The following is a 19015-nucleotide window of genomic DNA, read 5'->3' on the forward strand; positions in this document are numbered from 1 at the left end:
GCCGCCCATAGCTCGCCAGGGGCGCCTAGGTGTCAGACTTCGTTCAGGACTGTCCTCGCCCGTGCCGTCGTTCTGCGATGGGGAATCTCTGCCCGCTCGGCCCGTCCCGCGCCACGGCCACGTGACAAGCCGCGGGGGATCCCTCATAATGATTTCAGGAACTTCATCAACTCAAAGGACGGTTTGTCAGATGTATGTCGTGTATTCCACGATTGTCGTGCCGGACGAGTGGATGGAGGACGTTATCGCGCTCTATCGAGATCGATCCCGGCTCGTCGACCAGTGGCCGGGTTTTGTTTCCTTTGCGCTTTTGAGGAATGAACACCGCCGCAACGAACTGACGGTTCAATTGACATGGATGTCCAAAGCCGATTACTTGAACTGGGCGCGAAGCGAGGATTTTCGGAGGGTGCACGCGCGCGAGCGCGAGCTCATTGCCGCGGGCTTTCCCGCCGTGAAACCGCTCGTGCGCAAGTACGAGGTGGTCGCCACGTGAGAGAGGCCGTGATGGCCGACTGGGCGGCTTCCGTCGTCGAAGCCATGTACCGAGATCACCCGGATCTGTACGAGCGATATGGTCAGCGCGGGAAGGAAAAGTGCCTGGAGGACAACCTCCATCACATTCGCCATCTTCGCACGTGCTTTGAGCTTCGCGATTCGCAATTCTTCGTCGATTACGTGCGATGGCTGGATGGCATTTTGAGGGCACATGGCATGCAAACGGCGCACCTCTTGGACAACCTGGAACGTCTGGCCGCGACGCTTTCCGGCGTGCCCGAACTTGGCGACGAGGAGCGGCGCACGTACGAGGAGAGCCTTCGGGTGGCCATGGACACCCTCAGGAGGCGAGGTGAGTAGACGCATGGCGCAGAGCACGCAGAGGACCGAGGCGCCCTTTCACGTCGTGGGGATTGGCGCCTCGGCGGGAGGGTTGGAGGCGCTCACCACCCTGTTCGACCACTTGTCGCCGAACACCGGGATGGCCTTCGTCGTCATCCAACACCTATCTCCGAACTACCGGAGCTTCATGGTGGAGCTTCTCGGAGCGCACACGTCGATGCGCGTGAAGCAAGCCGAGGATGGGATGCCGCTCGAACCCAATACGGTGTATCTCAATCCGCCCCGCAAGAACGTGTTCGTCGAAGGTGGGCGGCTTGTGGTGCAAGATCACCTCTCGGTCAAGGGCGAACTCCATCTTCCCATCGATGGGTGCCTCCAGTCCATCGCCGACTACGCTTCGCACAAGGCGGTGGCTGTGATCCTTTCAGGGACGGGCAGTGATGGCTCCCGCGGGGTCGTGCGCGTGAAGCAACAGGGTGGGCGCGTGTTTGTTCAAGACGACACCGCCAAATTTGACGGCATGCCGAAGAGCGCCGTGGCCACGGGCGCGGTCGATGCCGTGCTGCCTCCGGACGGCATCGCCCAAGAGCTGGCGCGGATTGCGGCGGGCGCGGAGTCCGTGGCGCGCCCGCCCGTCACACCGCGAGACGCCGAGGGCGAGGAGGACGACGCTCTCGTCGACGACGAGCACTACATCGAGCTTCTGGCCATCCTGAGGGCCGCAACCGGCATTGACTATTCGGTCTACAAGCGCGACGGCGTGATCCGCCGCTTGCGCCGGCGGATGGGCATCGAGAGCATCGCGGACGTGCAACAGTATCTCGCAGCCCTGCGACAAAATCCGAAAGCCGTCGAGGCGCTGCACAAGGATCTCCTCATCGGCGTGACGAGCTTCTTTCGGGATCCACAGGCGTTTCAATTCATCTTTCAAGAGGTGTTGCCGCAGATTTTCGCCAACCGCCAGCTCGAGCGTGAGATTCGCTTTTGGGTCGCGGGCTGCTCGACGGGCGAGGAGGCGTACTCGCACGCGATTTTACTGCAGGAGTTCATGGAGTCGACGGGCCAAATTTACAACGTCAAGATTTTCGCCACGGATCTCGATCGCGACGCCATCGCCTTCGCCTCCAACGGCGTCTATGCGCGCGAAATCGAGAAACAGGTCAGCCACGAGCGGCTGCGAAAGTTTTTCGTCCCTTGCGAGAGCGGATACCGCGTCAAGCCCGAGATCCGCAAGATGGTCATCTTCGCGTCGCACAACATCACGAAGGACCCGCCGTTCATCAACACGGATCTCATCTCGTGTCGAAATATGATTATCTACTTGAAGCGCGAGATCCAGGAGCGGGTCCTGAGCTTGTTCCATTTTGCGCTGCATCCGAAGGGGTTTTTGTTCCTGGGCCCCAGCGAGAGCATCGGCCGCATGTCCAACACCTTTGTGCCGGTCAACGCCAAGTGGAACATCTACCAGCATCACGATGCCGCTCGCTCCGCGCGCCGGCCTCTGGTCCCGCCGGTGACGGTGCCGGTCAAGGCGGCGAGTCTGCCGGCGATGCACGTGAGCGAACGCCGCGCGCATGCGGAGCCTTGGCCGACGGCAAGGGCGGAGGAACCGCACGCCGACGAGCTGTACCGCGTGTTCGTGGAAGAACACATGCCGCCGTGCGTGGTGCTCGACGAAAAGAACGACGTCGTATCGCTCCATGGCGATGTCAACCGCTATCTGTCGCTCGCCAGCGGGCGCCCGAGCAACAACGTCCACAAGATGTTTCCATCGACCATCTCGGTCGCCATTGCGACCGGGGTGAGCAAGCTGAAAAAGGGCAGCCGCGAAGTGGTGTACGACCGCCTGAAGTGGAGCGACGATCCCGCGGTGCCGCCCGTGAAGCTCGTCATCCGCCCGCTTTCGCAGAAGTCCGATCGCTTCCGCGGCTACAGCCTCGTCTTGTTTCACGAGCCAGATTCGCGCGAGGCTGAGGTGTACGCCGTCGACGACATGGTGTCGAGCGTCAGCCAGCACGTGATCGAACTCGAGCGGGAACTGCAGATGTATCAGGAAAAGCTGCAGGTGACGGTCGAGGAGCTCGAGACGTCGAATGAGGAGCTTCAAGCCACCAACGAGGAAATTGTCGCGGCGAACGAAGAACTCCAGTCGACGAACGAAGAGCTTCATTCGGTGAACGAGGAGCTTTTGACCATCAACGCGGAGTACCAGTTGAACATCCAGCAGCTGACCGAGCTGACGAACGATCTTGACAACTTTCTGTCGAGCACGGAGATCGGCACGCTGTTTTTGGATCGCGAGCTGAAGGTGAAGCGGTACACGCCGGCTTTGACGAAGGAGTTCCACCTGCTCGACATCGACGTCGGCCGCCCAATCGAACATATCTCTCATCACCTGCAGTACGACGAGATGATTGAGGACGCCAAGCGGGTGCTTGAGACAGGGGAACCGGTGGAGCGCGAGGTGCCGTCGAGATCGGGCGCATGGTATGCCGTGCGGATCTTGCCCTACAGGACCTCGGATCACGCCATCAAGGGCGTCGTCTTCACCTTTGTCGATGTCACCAAGATGAAGAAGATGAACGAGGAGCTGCGGAAGCTGTCGTACGCGGTCGAGCAGAGTCCTTCGATTGTGGTCATCACCGACGTCGACGGAAACATTGAGTACGTGAATCCAAAATTTTGCGAGTGCACGGGGTTTACGTCCGAAGAGGCCGTGGGGAAGCATCTAAGGGACCTCAACGATTGGCAGGCCAAGCAGCTGGATTTCGCCGCTATCTGGGAGAAGTTGCAGGCGGGTGAGCGATGGACAGGCGAGCTTCCGAGCCGCCGCAAGGACGGGTCCGTGTATTGGGAACAGCTTTCGCTGGTCCCCATCCTCGACGACGAGGGGAAGATCATTCATTACCTCAAGGCCGCCGAAGATGTCACGGAGTTTCGCTATACGGAGGAGCTGTTGCGCAAATCGGAAATGCTTTCGGCCGTCGGCGAGTTGGCTGCAGGCATCGCGCACGAGATCCGAAACCCGCTGACGGCGCTGAAGGGGTTCACAAAGCTCATCCTGAGCGGTTCGCACAGCGAGTCGTATCTGGAGATCATGCGCGGTGAACTGGATCGCATTGAGACCATCGTCAATGAGCTGCTCGTGCTTTCGAAGCCGCAGGCTGTCCAGTTCGAGCGATGCAAAATCGTCGATGTGCTTCGCGACGTCGTCATGCTGCTCGAGACGCAGGCGCTGTTGACGCACGTGGATATCGAGCTGTGGATGCCGGAGGAGCCCATCGAGGTCTTGTGCGTGGAGAATCAGATCAAGCAGGTGTTCATCAACCTGCTGAAAAATGCCATCGAGGCGATGCCGAAAGGCGGCACCATTCGCATCACCGTGGAGCGCCAGGGGGATGATGTCGTGATTCGCGTGCGCGATGAAGGGGTCGGGATCCCGGAGGAGAAGCTCGCGAAGCTCGGAGAGCCCTTCTATACCACCAAGGACAAGGGAACGGGGCTGGGGCTCATGGTGAGCTTCAAGATTGTCGAACAGCACGGGGGCACCATTCGGTTCGAGAGCAAGGAGGGCGAGGGAACGACGGTCACCGTCCGCCTGCCGCTTCAGTTTGATCCCTACGCGCACTACCGCAAAGGAGAACCGAAGCCAGCGCAACCGGAGGCGGATGCGGCGACGCCCTGAGCACTGGGGTGTTGGTCATCTCATCTCCAAGCGCGGGGGTTGCGCTTCGCGCGCAACCCCCGCATGTTAGGGACGCCCGCAGGTCAGCGGGAAACCGCGCCCGGCGCGAGCAACGCCGGCCTGTCGCCGCGGCGTCCGCCTTCTGCGGCGATGATCTGCCGCAGGCTGTCCAATTCCTTGAACACGAGCTCCGCATAGACGCCCTTGCCGAGCTCAATCAAATCGGCGCGCAACATGCCGACGAGCTCCTCAACCGTTCGCAGCGAATGATCGACGTGCTCCCAAATCGACGGCGCGGAAGGCGCGGGTTCGACGAGCCGAAGTCCGCCCGGATGCCGCTTTGGCAGGCGCTTGTCCAGCCTGGTCACCGATTCGATGACCTCGTTCAAGTCCGACTGGCGCGGCACACAGGTCAAGTAGCCGATGGCCTCTCCGCCCTCGTTTCTCCATCGCTGATACACGTCAAAGAGGCCGATGCCATTGGGGGTGAGAAAATTGAGTTCCACCCTGATGCCGGACATGGCCGGGCGGACAAAGCGCTTCAGTTTCTCAGCGCTGCCCGCGTCGACGATGTCGAGGAGGTGTTTGCCTTCGACGAAAGCTTGTCGGGCGGTTTGCGACGCGCCAACCACAGCGTAGTGCTCCGTGATGCAGAAGGTCGGAATGGGCAAATGATCAAGTACGCTCATGTTTCACTTGCTCCCCAGTGCGACGATGTTGGAACTGCGCGCGGCGACTCCAGCCACGATTGCAGCGTGAGGATGTCCGGAAACACCAGCGTTCTGGCGTTGACGTACGGCCGTAAATCGTACAGGCGGGCGAGCCTGCCTCCCACCACGATCTGAGGTCGGTATGCGAGCGCGTCCAACGCCTCTACATACGCTTTCAATTTCGGGAGGTGATAGATGATCGATATGGAAATGCCGACGATATCCGGATGCCAGCGCATGGCCGCGAGCCGGGCATACTCCAGTGGGAGATTCCGGCCGTACGCGCGCGTCTCATATCCCGCCTCGCGAAATGCGGTGGCGACCATCTTCAACCCCAGATCATGCTGTTCGCCCTCGACGCAAAACAGCATGGCCCTGCCGCGGGGAGGGCCCTCTGGCTTCTCCACGTACGCGCTCTCGTAGCGCTGCATCAGCCGCTCACAGACAGAACTTGCGAGGTGCTCGTCCGCGACGGAGATGGCGTTCATTTCCCAAAGCTCACCGATTCTCACCATGGCGCCGCCCAGCAGCGCGTCGAAGATGTACGCGCTGTTCGCGCCGCCCCTGGCGTGCGCGTCGACGATGGCCCAGGCTCGCGCTTCATCACCTTCGAGCAGGGCTTCCACGAGTTTGGACACGGACAGCATCGAGTCGAACACCTACCTCGTGGGTGCGAGCGCACGTTGGCCGTGCCGGGACAAGCAACTGGCATTAGCATACGTCCCTGTCGGATTCGAGATCAATAGCGCATTTTGTCGAATCCGACAGCATTATTTCCGGCAGCATTTCTTCAGTCGAGTTTCAGAATGCGTTCAGCCTCCGTTCAGCTCCCGCCGTTAGGCTAACGGGTGGACGATGGCGGGGGTGACATGCGGTGAGAACAGCGAGCCAGAGGCAGAGCGCGCAGGCGCCGCGGCAGTTTGCGGTGTTTGCCGCGGTTGGTTTGCTCAACACGTGCGTCGATGCGGGGGTGTTCCTGGTGCTGGCGGCGCTGTGCCACGTCGCCGCCCCTGTGGCCCAGGTGATATCCTATTCATGTGGAATGGTGAACAGTTTCGCGTGGAATCGCGGCGTGACGTTCCGCGCCGGCGCGCTCCGCATCGGCGAGATCGTCCGGTTCTTGGCGGTCAACGGCGCGTCGCTCATCCTTTCCGTCGCCGCCATGCGCGTGCTCACGCGCGCGGATTGGCCGCTGTTTGCGGCGAAGGCCATCGTGACCCTTGGGACGCTGGCGCTCAATTTCGCGGGATCGAAATGGTGGGTTTGGCGAGATGTCGGTGGACAAGCGAACGCTGCTCTACGATCCGTCGAAGGTTCGGGTGCTCGTCGTCGATGACGAGCCGAGCATCGTCAAGTTCTTGGAGTTTGGCCTGCGGCGAGAAGGGTACCTGGTGCAGACCGCTCGCGAGGGGGTGGAGGCCGTGGCCATGGCGCGCGAGTCGATGCCGCACGTCTGCATCCTCGACATCATGATGCCCGGCCCGGACGGATTCGAGGTGTGTAAAATGCTCAAGGCCATGGGCAACGTCGCCGTCATTCTGCTGACGGCGCGAGACGCCGTGGACGATCGAGTCCGAGGGCTCGTGGGAGGTGCGGACGACTACGTCGTCAAGCCGTTCAGCTTTGAAGAACTGCTTGCCCGCATTCAAGCGCGCGTCCGAACCCAGTTTCCTCAGGTGCTCATGCAGCAGGCGTTCGGCCCGTTCGTCGTCGACGACGCGCGCAAGGAGATCCGGTATCGCGGGGCGCCTTTGAAACTGTCATCGACCGAGTACGAGTTGTTGCGCTACCTCCTTCAGAATCACGGCCTAGTGCTCAGCAAGGCTCAAATCCTCGATCACGTCTGGGGCTACGATTTCAACGGACAGGACAACATCGTCGAAGTCTACATCAGCGCGTTGCGCGAGAAGCTTGGCGATCGCGACCGGACCCTCATTCGCACGCTCCGCGGCCAGGGTTACCGGGTGGATCTCCCATGAACGGCCTGGGGCGCTTGGTGGAGCGCGCCGGGGCGACGGCCGGGCGGGCCGCCGCGGGGGCGCGCGCTTTCGTTCGCCGCCTGAGGACCGGGATGCTCCGCGCGTACTTCAGGCTGCGCTCGGCGACGCTCGCGCTCCATCTCTCCATCCTCACCTACGCGGTGATCATCGCGGCCATTGCGCTTGTCGGCGCCCTTCAGGCGCTGTTCTTGCGCCAATTTCTGTTCGCGGAGACGGCGAGATCGCTCCACCAGGAGCTCATGAACGTCCCGGCGGAGGCGTGGGTGTGGCTCGCGAGTCCGTCCGGGTCCTCGGCCACCTCGGGGCCGCCGTTTCGGCTCGGCCCCCTGCCGTTTCTCGCCGCGCACGGCAGCCTCGCGTACGTGGATCCCTCCGGCCAAGTGCACTCCATCTACGCGCCGCACGGGCTGCCTGTGCTGTCGCGTGAGACGTATGAGGCTATGCTCAATTTCGGCGTGCCGGCGTCGGCGTACCAGCTCGCCTCGACGAGCCATGGGCGCGATCTCGTCGTCACAGCCCTCATCGGGCCGCCGGATCGGCCGCTCGGCTTGGCGCAGGTGAGCGTGCCAACGAGCGAGATCGACGCCATGGTCGCGCGGCAGATGCTCCTTTACGGCGTGGTGGCGTTTGCGGTCCTGGTGGCTGCGCTCGCCGCCTACCGGGCGCTCATCCGCAGGGCGCTCGTCCCGCTGCACCGCGTGGTGGAGCACGCCCAGCGCATTGACGCCGGCAATCTCGACGAGCGGTTTGAGGTCCGGCCAGGCATGCAGGCCGAGGTGCGATCGCTCGCCGCATCGTTCAACGGCATGCTGGACCGCTTGGGGCGCGCGTTTCGGGCGGAGCGAGACGCGAAGGAGCGCATGCGGCAGTTTGTGGCGGACGCCTCGCACGAGCTGCGCACGCCGCTCACCGCGCTCAGCGGCTACCTGGAGGTGCTGCAAAAAGGCGGGGACTTCACGGAGGAGGAGTGGCGGGATGCGCTCCAGCAGATGCACGGCGAAGCCAAGCGCCTTGCGGGCTTGGTCGAGCAGATGCTCAGGCTTGCGCGGGCCGAGGACGTGCGCGCGTCGTGGGCGAGCGACAAGCGGGAGGATGTGCGGCTCGGGACGCTGGTGATGTCGCTCGACGCGCTGTGGCGCGGGCTTTGCGGCCCTCGCGAGCTGACGTATCGCATTGAGGGCGATCCGGCCGTCCACGCGGACCCGGACGCCTTGAAGCAGGTGCTGTTCAACCTGGTGCAAAACGCCGCGCAGCACACGCCGGCAGAGGGCGGCCACATTGTCATCTCTGTGCGGGGGGATGAGGCTGAGGCGAAGCTCGCGGTGGCGGATAATGGCGTCGGGATCCCCAAGGCGCATCAGCCGCACGTGTTTGAGCGATTCTATCGCGTGGACGAGGCGAGATCGCGCGAGAAGGGCGGCGCGGGCCTCGGGCTCGCCATCTGCAAGGCGATTGTGGAGGCGCACGGCGGGCGGATCGAGTGCGAGAGCGAACCCGGCGAGGGTGCGGTGTTCACGGTGACGCTGCCCGCGGCTCGCCCGAATCGACGTGGAACGGAGGAGGGACGGGCATGGAAGTCCAAGTGACGGATGCGGCGAAATCGCGGCTTGTGGCCTTGGGCGTGCCGGAAGGCAGCCGGCTGCGGCTCACGGCCGACATCGAGGCGCACGTGAGCTGCGCCTGCCAGATGGACATTCACATGATTGCGGACGGCGCGCCGCCGCTCGCCGTATCGCTGGGGTACGACGTGCGCGTGGACGAGGAGGCGCAACAACTGCTAAGCGAGGAGGGGCCGCTCGTGCTCGATTACGTCCCGTTGAGCGGGTTGGTGCTGCGCTCGCCGCACGAGACGCTGGCGCACAACATTCGCGTGGAGATGTGACCGAGCCGCCACGGCCTTCGCTTCCGCCGTGGCGGCTTTGGTTTGGGCGGACGTGACCCGAAGGTATCAATAGGCCGTCCAGCCCGCGTCGGCGACCACGACGGCCCCGTTCACGAAGCTCGCCTCGTCGGACGCGAGGAACAGCGCCACCTGGGCGATTTCTTCGGGCTTGCCGGTGCGCGGGTTGAGGCTCATCCCCGCCATGGCCGCCTGGACCCCGAGGGAGGCCGGATCGACGTCGGGGCTCGAACCCATGATGTTGGTCTCCTCGCCGCCTGGCGCGATGGCGTTGCAGCGGATGCCGAAGCGCGCATACTGGTAGGCGACGTTTTTGGTCAGGCCGACGAGGGCGTGCTTCGAGGCGGTGTAGGCCGCCCCGGCGCGGGATCCAAACAGGCCGCCGACCGACGCGATGTTGACGATGGCCCCGCGCCCCTTGTCCATCATCAGGGGCAGGGACCGGCGGATGGCGCGCATCGGGCCCGTGACGTTGACCGCAAAGACGCGTTCCCACAGCTCGTCCGTGACTTCGTGAGCGGCTTTCATGCCGTCCATGATCCCCGCGTTGTTGACGAGGATGTCGATCCCGCCGAACAGGTCCACGGCCTGCTGGATCATCCCGTCCACGTCGGTCGCCGACGCCACGTTGGCGACGCAGGTCTCGGCGCGGCCGCCCGCGCGGCGGATTTCGTCTGCGACCGATTCCAGGCCTTGAGCGGCGATGTCGGCGGCGAGCACGCGGGCGCCCTCCTTCGCAAACAGCACGGCCATCGCGCGGCCCATGCCAGACGCCGCGCCGGTGATGACCGCGACGCGATCTTCCAGGCGCATGAGGAAGACCTCCTTTTGGGTGAAAAATTTTTTCGTTGAAAGATTTTGCGATCATGTCCCCGAATCCTGCGAACAAGGAGGTCTCTCGGCTGCGGAGGCGATGGGGGGGCACCGGCGACGGCCAAGCGGTGAAAACGAGTCGAGTGCACAAAAAAAGCCGCGCACTCGTGCGCGGCCCTGCCGGAGACTTACAAACCGCACGCGCCATGCGGCGCGGCGGTTGGAGTGGTCGGAATGACAGGACTCGAACCTGCGACCTCACGGTCCCGAACCGTGCGCTCTACCACCTGAGCTACATTCCGTCGCTGTCTAACCTTCAAAGCGGACAGCAATGAATATAGCAGAGGGCACATTCCTCGTCAAGTCCTTTTTGTGGAAACGAGATGCCCGAGATGTCTTCTATCGGACAGGCTCACCAAACGCGTAGATGCTGCTGGCGAGCGATCCGTATTGCCAGTCGCGATGCAAAAGCCGCCCTTTCGGCTGCTCGTGGCTGGCACCCATCGCGTAAAAGAGCGGGGCCAAGTGCTCGGCGCCCCACCTAGGCGCGGCCCAATCCGCATACGGTGCCTCTTCGCGGTAGGCGAACAGCGCATCGAGGTCCCCCTCGGTGATCCGAGACTCGAGCCAGCGCTCGAACGCCTCGGCCCAGGCTTCCGCTTGGCCGTCCTCCCGGTCCCATCGGAGCATGCGCAGGTTGTGCACCGTCGCACCGCTTCCGATGATCAAAACGCCCTTCTGTCTGAGGGGCGCGAGCGCCTGGCCAATTTGGAACTGATGTTCCGGGCGAAGCGCCGGATCGACGGACATCGAGACCACCGGGATGGACGCATCCGGGAAGATGCGAGACAGAATCGTCCAGACGCCGTGGTCGAAGCCGCGCGACGGGTCGAGGCGCGCTTCGATCCCGGCGCTCACGAGAAGCTCTTGGATTCGCGCGGCGAGCGCCGGGTCTCCCGGGGCCGGATATCGGATCTGGTACAGCGCCTCTGGGAAGCCGTAGAAGTCGTACAGGGTATCGGGCTGCGGCGACGCCGAGATGGTCTGACATCCTTCGGTCCAATGGGCGCTGAACACGACGATGGAGCGAGGAACAGGGAGATGGCGCGACAACCCATCCAGGTAACGCCCGCAGACGCTGTCCTCGATAGCGAGCAACGGTGAGCCATGGGCGATAAACAGGCTTGGCATGCCATACGTCATAAGGCGACTTCTCTCCTTGTGGGAGGAATCGTTCTTCTCCCTTCAGATGGACGAGTCGCGCGCCTACCTGCGCGAGTGGCTGCCGTTTCTGGATGCCAACCAGAGTTCGGAGGACACGCGAGCCTTTATTCTGTCGGGCCTCCAACGATATGCGGCGCAGAACGGCGCAGAGATTGGTCTGTGGTACCGCGGCGACATCGCCGGTGCGCTGGGCGTGCACTTCATCGACTGGCACAATCGAGCGACGAGTCATGGCTATGGGCTGGGCGAGCGATTTCAGGGCAAGGGCATCATGACGCGCTCGTGTCAAGCCGTGATCGACAGCCTGTTTCGCGAATACGGCCTCCATCGCGTCGAAATCCACGCCGCGACAGGCAACCACAGGAGCAGGGCCGTAGCGGAACGGCTTGGCTTCCAGTACGAAGGCTGCAAACGACAAGCCGAGTGGCTGTACGACCACTACGTCGATCACGCCGTGTACAGCATGCTCGCGGCAGAATGGCCAAGCGCGCAAGCCCGGTGACGCCAGGCGCCTACCAAACTTTTCGCATCTCGATCTCGTCGTGCAGCGGAATGCCATCGAGGCCGAGGTGGGGAATCGACGGCTTTCGCTTCCGCGCCTCGTCGATGGCGCCCACGTGCACGGCGTGAAACCGGTAGCCGCGCCGCTGGTAGAATCGCATCGCTTTCAGGTTGTCGTTCGATGTGATGAGCGTCACGCGCCTGACGCCTGCCCGTTGCGCCGCATCTTCGACCTCCTGGAGCAGTCGCGTTCCAATGCCAATGCCTTCCGCTAAGCTGTTGAGACTCAGCAGCTCACATTCTTCGTCCAGGACCACGAACGTGGCGGCACCGACGTAGGCGCCGCCCTGCACCGCGATGAGGGCTTCGACATCCTCCAGTCGGTACACCCTGCCGCGCGAAACCATCGTTTCGCCGCCCCATTCGCGGTTCCATAAGTCGAGGAGCCACTGTCGATCCGCCTCTCGCGGCGGGCGAATCACTTGAATGGGGTGGTGAGTCCGCGAAAGCTCCATGGGTTCATCGCTCCTGCGCACAGCCCTTCGATGCGAACACTTGATCGCATTCGTTGGACAGACCTGCTATACTGATCAATAACACAACCGTGCGCGAAAAGGGTGATGGATGGTGGCCACGGCGGGCGCGAGCGACATCTTGAGTGGACTCAACGAAAGGCAGCGGGAGGCGGTCACGGCGACGGACGGGCCGGTGCTCGTGATTGCCGGCGCGGGAAGCGGCAAGACGAGCGTCTTGACGCGGCGGATTGCGTACCTCATCGCCGAGCGCCGCGTGCCGCCGTGGGCTATTCTCGCCATCACGTTTACGAACAAGGCGGCGCGGGAGATGGAGCAGCGCATCGAGCGCCTGGTCGGGCCTGCGGCCTCCGACATCTGGACGTCGACCTTCCACGCCATGTGCGCCCGCATTCTGCGGCGCGACATTCACTACCTGGGGTACACGTCGGCCTTCACGGTCCTCGATGCCTCGGACCAGGTCGCCCTCGTCCGCCGTCTGATGCAGGAGATGAACATCGACGTCAAGCGGTTCGAGCCGAGGGCGGTGCTTGCCGCCATCAGCCAGCACAAGAACGAGCTGCGCTCGGCCGAGAAGGCGCTCGATCTCGCCGGATCGCCGTACGACAAAATGGTAGGCGACGTGTACTTGGCGTACGAGCGGCGGCTGCGCGAAAACCAGGCGCTCGATTTCGATGACCTCCTCGCGAAGACGGTCGAGCTTTTCCGCAAGGTGCCGGATGTCCTCGCGTATTATCAGCACCGATTCAGCCATATCCATGTCGATGAGTACCAGGACACCAACCACGCCCAGTACGTCCTGGTGAAGCTGCTCTCGGAGCGCCGCCGCAACCTGTGCGTCGTCGGCGATTCGGATCAATCCATCTACGGCTGGCGTGGCGCCGACATCCGCAACATTCTCGAGTTTCAGCGGGACTACCCGGATGCGCGCGTCATCAGGCTCGAGCAAAACTACCGCTCGACCGGGCGCATCCTCCGCATCGCAAACCAGGTCATCCAGCACAATCAGCTGCGGCTCGAGAAGAACCTGTGGACGGATCGCGGCGAAGGGGAAAGGGCGAAGCTGTTCGTCGCGCCGGACGAGCGCGTGGAGGCCGACTGGGTGGCGGACGAGATTGCGCGGATGGTGGCCGACGGGCGGAAGTATCGCGACGTGGCCATCCTGTACCGCACGAATGCGCAGTCCCGCGTGCTGGAAGAGGCGTTTCTGCAGCGCGGGATTCCGTACCGCATCTACGGGGGACTTCGGTTCTACGAGCGGCGCGAGGTGAAGGACGTGATTGCCTACCTGCGCCTCATCGCCAATCCGAACGACGACGTCTCGTTCCTCCGCGTGGTCAACGTGCCGAAGCGCGGCATCGGCGACACGACGATTGAAAAGTTGGCGGAATACGCGCGTCAGCACGGCACCTCGCTTTTTGAGGCGGCCCTGCACGCGCTCGAGGCGGGGATTGCGAAGAAGACGGCCTCCGCGCTCCAGTCGTTCGTGGATCTGATTCAGACGCTTCAGCTTCAGCGCGCTTTCCTGCCGCTGACGGATCTCACGGATGAGCTCTTGGAGCGGTCGGGCTATCGCGAGGCGCTGCGGGCCGAACGCAGCGTGGACGCCGAAAACCGCCTGGAAAACCTCGACGAGTTTTTGTCTCTCACGCGCGAGTTTGACGAGGAGGGCGTGCCGGACGGCGAGGCGGGCGCGCTGGAACAGTTCCTCACGCACGTCGTGCTCGTGTCGGACGCGGATCTCCCCGGCGGGCGCCCCGGACGGCGGGAGGACGTGGACGAGGTGTCCATGATGACGCTGCACGCCGCCAAGGGGCTCGAGTTTCCGGTGGTCTTCCTGGTGGGCCTCGAGGAGGGTGTGTTTCCACATCGCCGAGCACTCGACGGGGGTGAGGAGCTGGAGGAGGAGCGCAGGCTCTGCTACGTCGGCATCACTCGCGCGATGGAGCGGCTGTACTTGACCACGTGTCGATCGCGCATGCTGTTCGGCGAACGGCGTTCGTTCACGCCCTCTCGCTTCCTGTCGGAGATGCCCGCTTCGGACATCGAGCGCGTTGGCGAGGAGGACAGGATCAGGATGGGCTGGCGCGATTCGCGCGCCGGCGTGCGCGCGTCGGCCCACGTCGTGGCGGACACGGCATCCGCGCCGCGGCTCAGCGTGCCGAGATCGTTCGGCGCCGACCTCTCCGTGCCCTACGAGCCGGGCGATCTCGTCGAGCACCGCAAGTGGGGGCGCGGCGTGATCGTCGCCAAGTCGGGTGAGGGCGAGTCGCTCGAACTGGTGGTGCGCTTTGAAGACCCCATTGGCGAGAAGCGGCTGTTTGCCAAGTTCGCGCCGATTCACAAGGTGGATCCGTGAGTGAATGCGAGTCTATGCAGTCCGTGTCGAGGAGTGTGATAGGTGTCGTGGACGCCAAGTCGGCCCTGTCCTTGGAAGAGGCCCGGGCGCGCGCCAAAGTGCTCCGGGAGCAAATCGAATATCACAATCGCAAGTACTACCTCGAGGACAATCCCGAGATCTCCGACGCCGAGTGGGACGCGCTGATGCGAGATCTCATCGAGCTCGAGCGCAAGTACCCGGAGCTCGTCGATCCGGCCTCGCCCACGCAGCGGGTGGGCGCCCCGGCCCTCGAAGGATTCGCCAAGGTCGTGCACGAGGTGCCGATGCTGTCGCTGGCCAACGCGTATTCCACGGAGGATCTGCTCGATTGGGATCGGCGCGTGCGACAGGCCGTGGGGGATGGCGTTCGCTACGTGTGCGAGCTCAAGATCGACGGTTTGGCTGTAGCCCTTCGCTACGAGGACGGTCGGCTCGTGCTCGGGGCCACGCGCGGCGACGGCGCGGTGGGCGAGGACATCACGGCCAACATCCGCACCATCCGCAATGTGCCACTGGAGCTTGCGGAACCCGTGTCGCTCGAGGTGCGCGGCGAGGCGTACATGCCTAAGCGCGAGTTCCTGCGGCTGAACGAGCTCCGCGAGCAACAGGGCGAGCCGCTCTTCGCGAATCCGCGCAACGCGGCCGCGGGCTCGCTGCGCCAGCTCGATCCGGCCGTGGCCGCGAGCCGGCGGCTCGGCGTGATCGTCTACCAACTGGTGCGCGCCGAGGCGCACGGGTGTGAGACCCACAGCCAGGCGCTGGATTACGTCGCCCGCCTCGGCCTGCCGGCGCACCGCGAGCGGCATGTGTGCGCGAACATCGAGGACGTGATCGCCTACATTGAGGCGTGGGCGGACAAGCGGCACGATCTTCCGTACGCGACGGACGGCATGGTGGTGAAGGTCGACTCTCTCGCGCTGCAGGCGCGCCTCGGCGCCACCGCCAAGAGCCCGCGCTGGGCCATCGCGTACAAATACGCGGCGGAGCAGGCGGAGACCACGCTGCGCGCCATTGAGCTGAACGTCGGCCGCACGGGCGTGGTGACGCCGACCGCGGTGTTTGATCCCGTCCAACTCGCGGGCACCACGGTCTCGCGGGCGTCGCTGCACAACGAGGACTTGGTGCGCGAGAAGGACATCCGCGTGGGGGACGTGATTGTGGTGCAGAAGGCGGGGGACATCATCCCCGAGGTGATTCGATCCCTCCCGGAGCGCCGTACCGAGCCGCTGCCCGAATTTCGCATGCCGGAGACGTGTCCTCAGTGCGGATCGCCGCTCGTGCGGCTGGACGGCGAGGTCGCGTGGCGGTGCATCAATCCCGACTGCCCGGCTCTGTTGCGCGAAGGGCTGATCCACTTTTGTTCGCGCGATGCCATGAACATCGAGGGACTCGGGGAGCAGTGGATCACGGTCCTCGTGGACCGCGGGTTGGTGCGGACGCACGCGGATCTGTATCGACTGCGAAAGGCCGATCTCGTCCAGCTGGACCGAATGGGGGATAAGCTCGCCGATAAGCTGCTGCACAACATCCAGGAGAGCAAGCGGAACTCGCTGGAGCGGCTGTTGTTTGGGCTCGGCATTCGCCATGTGGGCGAGAAGGCGGCCAAGACGCTGGCGGAACACTTCGGCAGCATGGACGCGCTCATGGCCGCGAGCGAGGAGGAGCTGATGGCGGTCCCTGACATCGGACCCAAGGTGGCGCAGAGCATCCGCCAGTACTTCGATACCCCCCGGGTGCAGCAGTTGATTCAGGATTTGAAGGACCTGGGCGTGAACATGAGCTACCTCGGCCCGCAGAAGCCTGCGGACGGCCCGCTCGCGGGAAAGACCGTGGTTTTGACCGGTGTGTTGCAGGCGGCGGATCGCAGGCAGGCGACGGAATGGATTGAGCGGATGGGTGGGAAGGTCGCCTCAAGCGTGAGCGCGAAGACGGACGTGCTCATCGCGGGGGACAAGGCCGGTTCGAAGCTTGCGAAAGCGCAGGAGATCCTGCGGACGCACCCGGACGCCAACCTCGAAATCTGGGACGAGACAGCATTTCTGCGCTTGGTGGACGAAGCAGGCTTGCGCTGATCCCTTGTGGCCAAAAAATGGGCTGGCAGGTTGCCAGCCCGAGGCTGAGGATGGGTTGCGGTGTTCGTCCCCGACATGCTGCCTTTCGCCGCGCCTTGGCCACCGGTTCTCCCGCCGCGCCGGTGGCCACGCGATGGAGGCGCCTGCCCTCGACGCCGTGGACAACCGCCCGCGTGCGAGTCGGCGCACCGATGGGGGCCGCCTCGGACATCGGTGCAGCCGCCCGCTCGCACGCGGTTGTGCAGGCGCGTCCTGCGATTGTCCCGGCACCTCCATCATGCCAGGGACCATGCGATAAGGGAAATATATCTTTTCGATATCATTCATAAACAATTTCTTATCGCGATTGTCATCTTGTTGTAACCAAGCCGCGGTATACTGGCCTCAAAAGCGCGAACAGCGTGACCTCCCGCAGATCTCGCAAAATTTCATATTGACGATTCAGGTTTTCCGTTGCCACAATCATAGCAGCGAAGACAAATTTGGTTGTCAATCGCTTACATAGGTTCGGACATCGCGAACTCGACAGGGTGATCAAGGCATGCGCAGTCGGTGGATCGGCAGGGTGTTGGCTGCGAGCCTCGTTGGACTCGGGGCCATCGGCGCAGTGGGACACGGATCAGATGGCACGTGGGGCGTGCATCGGCAGGCGGCTTCGGTGGGGTATAGCGGCAAAGAGGTGAAGGTGGCGGCGGCGTCCAACCCCTCGGATGCCAAGGGTATCCACTTTTCGCTTCCGTTCTTCTTTGGGCCCCCCGTGAAAATCGTCACCTTCGGCTCCGGCATTCCTTCGTCCGAGATCACACACATCCAAAATCTTCTTAATCGCGTGAATTCCATTCAACGCATTCACGCCTTCCTCGGCGTCCGCATGAACCACACGGCGACCATTGTGCTCGTGAAGAACGCGGCGGACTACCAGGCGGAGCTCCGTCAGCTCGGCGTATCCGCAGGGGACGCCTCCAGCTTGTCCGAGGATTCCAACGGCTTCACGCTTGGCAGCACCGTCGTCATTCCTCTGTTCCAAAACCCGACGGATGTAGACTTGGCCAATGTGTTGACGCATGAGCTAACGCACGTCGACATCAACCAGCACATTTCGAATATTCCGAGTTGGATGAATGAGGGCATGGCGGTCTACATGGGCATGAACGGGCAGAAGGCCATTGAAAATCCCGTCGATTTTGCGAGCGATGAGAAGCAGGATGCCGAGGACATCCTGCAGGTCGTGCAATCCAATCAACTGGTTCCGCTGACGGGCAGCGAGGCCGCCATTTTGTCCGGTCAGGAGTCGTACGACTATGAGCTTCAGGACTGGCTCGCGGTGTGCTACCTCATCGCGCACTACGGCAAGTCCTCCATTCAAACGCTGGTTCGCCATCTCGAGACGGAGAACCCCAACCAGGCGTTTTACGACACGTATGGCGAGACGGTCTCGGCGTTCAACGCGCAATTGACCAAAGCCCTCAAGCAGTCGGCGACCGTGGCGAGCGCGGGCGCGTCGCTCGAGCTGAGCATTTCGCCGTCGTATCACGGCGAGATCTTCGTGCAGCCGCCCAACCAGGCCGTCGGCCACGGATTCAAGGCTGAACCGGGCACGCACCACGTCGTCGTCATGCCGTCCGGGCAGGTGCAGGCCGATCTCCCGTCGGTCGGGACGAAGAAGAGCAAGATCCCGGCCACGCCGGGGACCATGTACGTGTCGCTCTTGCCCCAGCGGTTTGGCAACGTCGACGGCCAGCGATTGCTGGACGCGCAGATGGAGATTCAGATTCAGAACGGCTTGTACACGTTCGAGAACGCTTGGGAAGAACTCGAAAACAACCCCATGTACGATCCGTCCTATCTGCCGGAGGCGCTCGGCGTCTCCATCACCGCCATTCACGATGAGGCTCCGAATGATCCGATTCTCACCATGCTGAATGCCGAGAACGCATAAGGCATCCTTCGCCGCAGAAAACAAAGGGCCACCTCGCGACGCCAGGTTGCGAGGTGGCCGTGTGTTGGTGGCGGTGAAGCGGCTCATCCTTGCCGAGATCGGAGAAATTCCTGGACGGTGAGCTTCTGTTCCGTGCGCGCGTGAAAGAACGCGATGCGGTTGGAGTAGCGGCCGGCGATGAAGGAGGCCGGGATGACGACGGCGAGGGTGACGAGCAGGTCATGCATGGACAAGGTCATAGGCCCCTCCCTGAAATGTGGTCCTTCATTCGCTCTATGTCTATGAGATCTCAGAGAGGGACATGACTGAACAAGGCGCGCGCATCAGGGGAAAATCGGCATGGGTGGCCGGCCTGTGCTATAATCCCCAGAGGAACTTCGTCAGACAAGCCTCACGACCAGCCGATGGCACCCTGGAG

17 protein-coding genes and 1 tRNA gene are annotated in these 19015 nt (G+C 63.2%); 11 read left to right on the forward strand and 7 right to left on the reverse strand.

The features are described from left to right. Positions 1 to 190: 190 nt before the first annotated feature. From AS26_RS10665 to AS26_RS10675, 3 genes are read left to right on the forward strand one after another with little or no spacing between them, the layout of a single operon-like run. Entirely contained in the window at positions 191 to 496 is a 306-nt protein-coding gene (locus tag AS26_RS10665; RefSeq protein WP_062309336.1) for an antibiotic biosynthesis monooxygenase family protein, read from the forward strand. Continuing rightward, positions 493 to 858, forward strand: coding sequence for a globin family protein (locus AS26_RS10670; protein ID WP_062309338.1), 366 nt, complete (start codon positions 493 to 495; stop codon positions 856 to 858). The genes AS26_RS10665 and AS26_RS10670 overlap by 4 nt, the downstream gene beginning before the upstream one ends. A 4-nt stretch (positions 859 to 862) precedes the next feature. After that, the gene (locus AS26_RS10675) at positions 863 to 4525 is read left to right on the forward strand and encodes a chemotaxis protein CheB (protein ID WP_157068486.1); all 3663 of its coding nucleotides are present in this window, start codon (positions 863 to 865) and stop codon (positions 4523 to 4525) included. 83 nt (positions 4526 to 4608) lie between these two features. Here the strand turns inward: AS26_RS10675 and AS26_RS10680 are convergent, their stop codons facing one another. Continuing rightward, entirely contained in the window at positions 4609 to 5214 is a 606-nt protein-coding gene (locus tag AS26_RS10680) for a PAS domain-containing protein (RefSeq protein ID WP_062309340.1), read from the reverse strand. Continuing rightward, positions 5211 to 5882, reverse strand: coding sequence for a cobalamin B12-binding domain-containing protein (locus AS26_RS10685; protein WP_062309342.1), 672 nt, complete (start codon positions 5880 to 5882; stop codon positions 5211 to 5213). The genes AS26_RS10680 and AS26_RS10685 overlap by 4 nt, the downstream gene beginning before the upstream one ends. A 227-nt stretch (positions 5883 to 6109) precedes the next feature. Here AS26_RS10685 and AS26_RS10690 point away from each other — a divergent pair, with 227 nt between their 5' ends. Genes AS26_RS10690 through AS26_RS10705 form a run of 4 tightly spaced genes read left to right on the forward strand, consistent with a single transcriptional unit; the run spans position 6110 to position 9117 of the window. Next, positions 6110 to 6571 carry a GtrA family protein gene (locus AS26_RS10690; protein ID WP_062309344.1) on the forward strand — a complete coding sequence of 154 codons (462 nt, stop codon included), beginning with the start codon at positions 6110 to 6112 and terminating at the stop codon, positions 6569 to 6571. Beyond that, entirely contained in the window at positions 6507 to 7214 is a 708-nt protein-coding gene (locus AS26_RS10695) for a response regulator transcription factor (protein ID WP_062309346.1), read from the forward strand. Before AS26_RS10690 ends, AS26_RS10695 begins: the two co-directional genes overlap by 65 nt. Further along, positions 7211 to 8821 (forward strand): sensor histidine kinase, encoded by a 1611-nt coding sequence (locus AS26_RS10700; RefSeq protein ID WP_062309348.1) that lies wholly within the window; start codon positions 7211 to 7213, stop codon positions 8819 to 8821. The genes AS26_RS10695 and AS26_RS10700 overlap by 4 nt, the downstream gene beginning before the upstream one ends. Continuing rightward, entirely contained in the window at positions 8806 to 9117 is a 312-nt protein-coding gene (locus AS26_RS10705; protein ID WP_062309350.1) for an iron-sulfur cluster assembly accessory protein, read from the forward strand. The genes AS26_RS10700 and AS26_RS10705 overlap by 16 nt, the downstream gene beginning before the upstream one ends. Positions 9118 to 9183: 66 nt before the next feature. Here the strand turns inward: AS26_RS10705 and AS26_RS10710 are convergent, their stop codons facing one another. The 3 genes from AS26_RS10710 to AS26_RS10720 all read right to left on the reverse strand — a co-directional run bounded on the left by AS26_RS10710 (position 9184) and on the right by AS26_RS10720 (position 11151). Next, positions 9184 to 9948: an SDR family oxidoreductase gene (locus AS26_RS10710; protein WP_062309352.1), complete on the reverse strand. Its 765-nt coding sequence runs from the start codon at positions 9946 to 9948 to the stop codon at positions 9184 to 9186. Between the two features lie 226 nt (positions 9949 to 10174). Then, positions 10175 to 10250: transfer RNA gene (locus AS26_RS10715), tRNA-Pro, on the reverse strand. A 97-nt stretch (positions 10251 to 10347) separates the two neighbouring features. Then, positions 10348 to 11151: a DODA-type extradiol aromatic ring-opening family dioxygenase gene (locus AS26_RS10720; protein WP_245629728.1), complete on the reverse strand. Its 804-nt coding sequence runs from the start codon at positions 11149 to 11151 to the stop codon at positions 10348 to 10350. On the opposite strand from AS26_RS10720, the gene AS26_RS10725 reads away from it, so the two are divergent. Continuing rightward, a complete protein-coding gene (locus AS26_RS10725) occupies positions 11138 to 11674 on the forward strand; it encodes a GNAT family N-acetyltransferase (RefSeq protein ID WP_062309356.1) in 537 nt (178 codons plus the stop codon). The two genes, AS26_RS10720 and AS26_RS10725, sit on opposite strands and share 14 nt — an antisense overlap. Before the next feature lie 10 nt (positions 11675 to 11684). Here AS26_RS10725 and AS26_RS10730 read toward each other — a convergent pair whose 3' ends face one another. Next, complete coding sequence (locus AS26_RS10730) at positions 11685 to 12188, reverse strand: GNAT family N-acetyltransferase (RefSeq protein ID WP_062309358.1); 504 nt, start codon at positions 12186 to 12188, stop codon at positions 11685 to 11687. Between the two features lie 109 nt (positions 12189 to 12297). Between AS26_RS10730 and pcrA the strand changes: the two genes are divergently transcribed. The 3 genes from pcrA to AS26_RS10745 all read left to right on the forward strand — a co-directional run bounded on the left by pcrA (position 12298) and on the right by AS26_RS10745 (position 18597). Next, a complete protein-coding gene (gene pcrA, locus AS26_RS10735) occupies positions 12298 to 14565 on the forward strand; it encodes a DNA helicase PcrA (RefSeq protein WP_062309360.1) in 2268 nt (755 codons plus the stop codon). Between the two features lie 65 nt (positions 14566 to 14630). Next, complete coding sequence (ligA, locus tag AS26_RS10740) at positions 14631 to 16658, forward strand: NAD-dependent DNA ligase LigA (protein WP_174519941.1); 2028 nt, start codon at positions 14631 to 14633, stop codon at positions 16656 to 16658. Positions 16659 to 17199: 541 nt separating this feature from the next. Further along, on the forward strand, positions 17200 to 18597 hold the full coding sequence (locus AS26_RS10745; RefSeq protein WP_245629730.1) for a gluzincin family metallopeptidase: 1398 nt from the start codon (positions 17200 to 17202) through the stop codon (positions 18595 to 18597). 83 nt (positions 18598 to 18680) lie between these two features. Here AS26_RS10745 and AS26_RS14465 read toward each other — a convergent pair whose 3' ends face one another. Further along, a complete protein-coding gene (locus AS26_RS14465; RefSeq protein WP_169793493.1) occupies positions 18681 to 18830 on the reverse strand; it encodes a hypothetical protein in 150 nt (49 codons plus the stop codon). Between the last annotated feature and the right edge of the window lie 185 nt (positions 18831 to 19015).

The sequence above is a fragment of the Alicyclobacillus sendaiensis NBRC 100866 genome (genome assembly GCF_001552675.1).
GTDB classification, from domain to species: Bacteria; Bacillota; Bacilli; order Alicyclobacillales; family Alicyclobacillaceae; genus Alicyclobacillus; species Alicyclobacillus sendaiensis.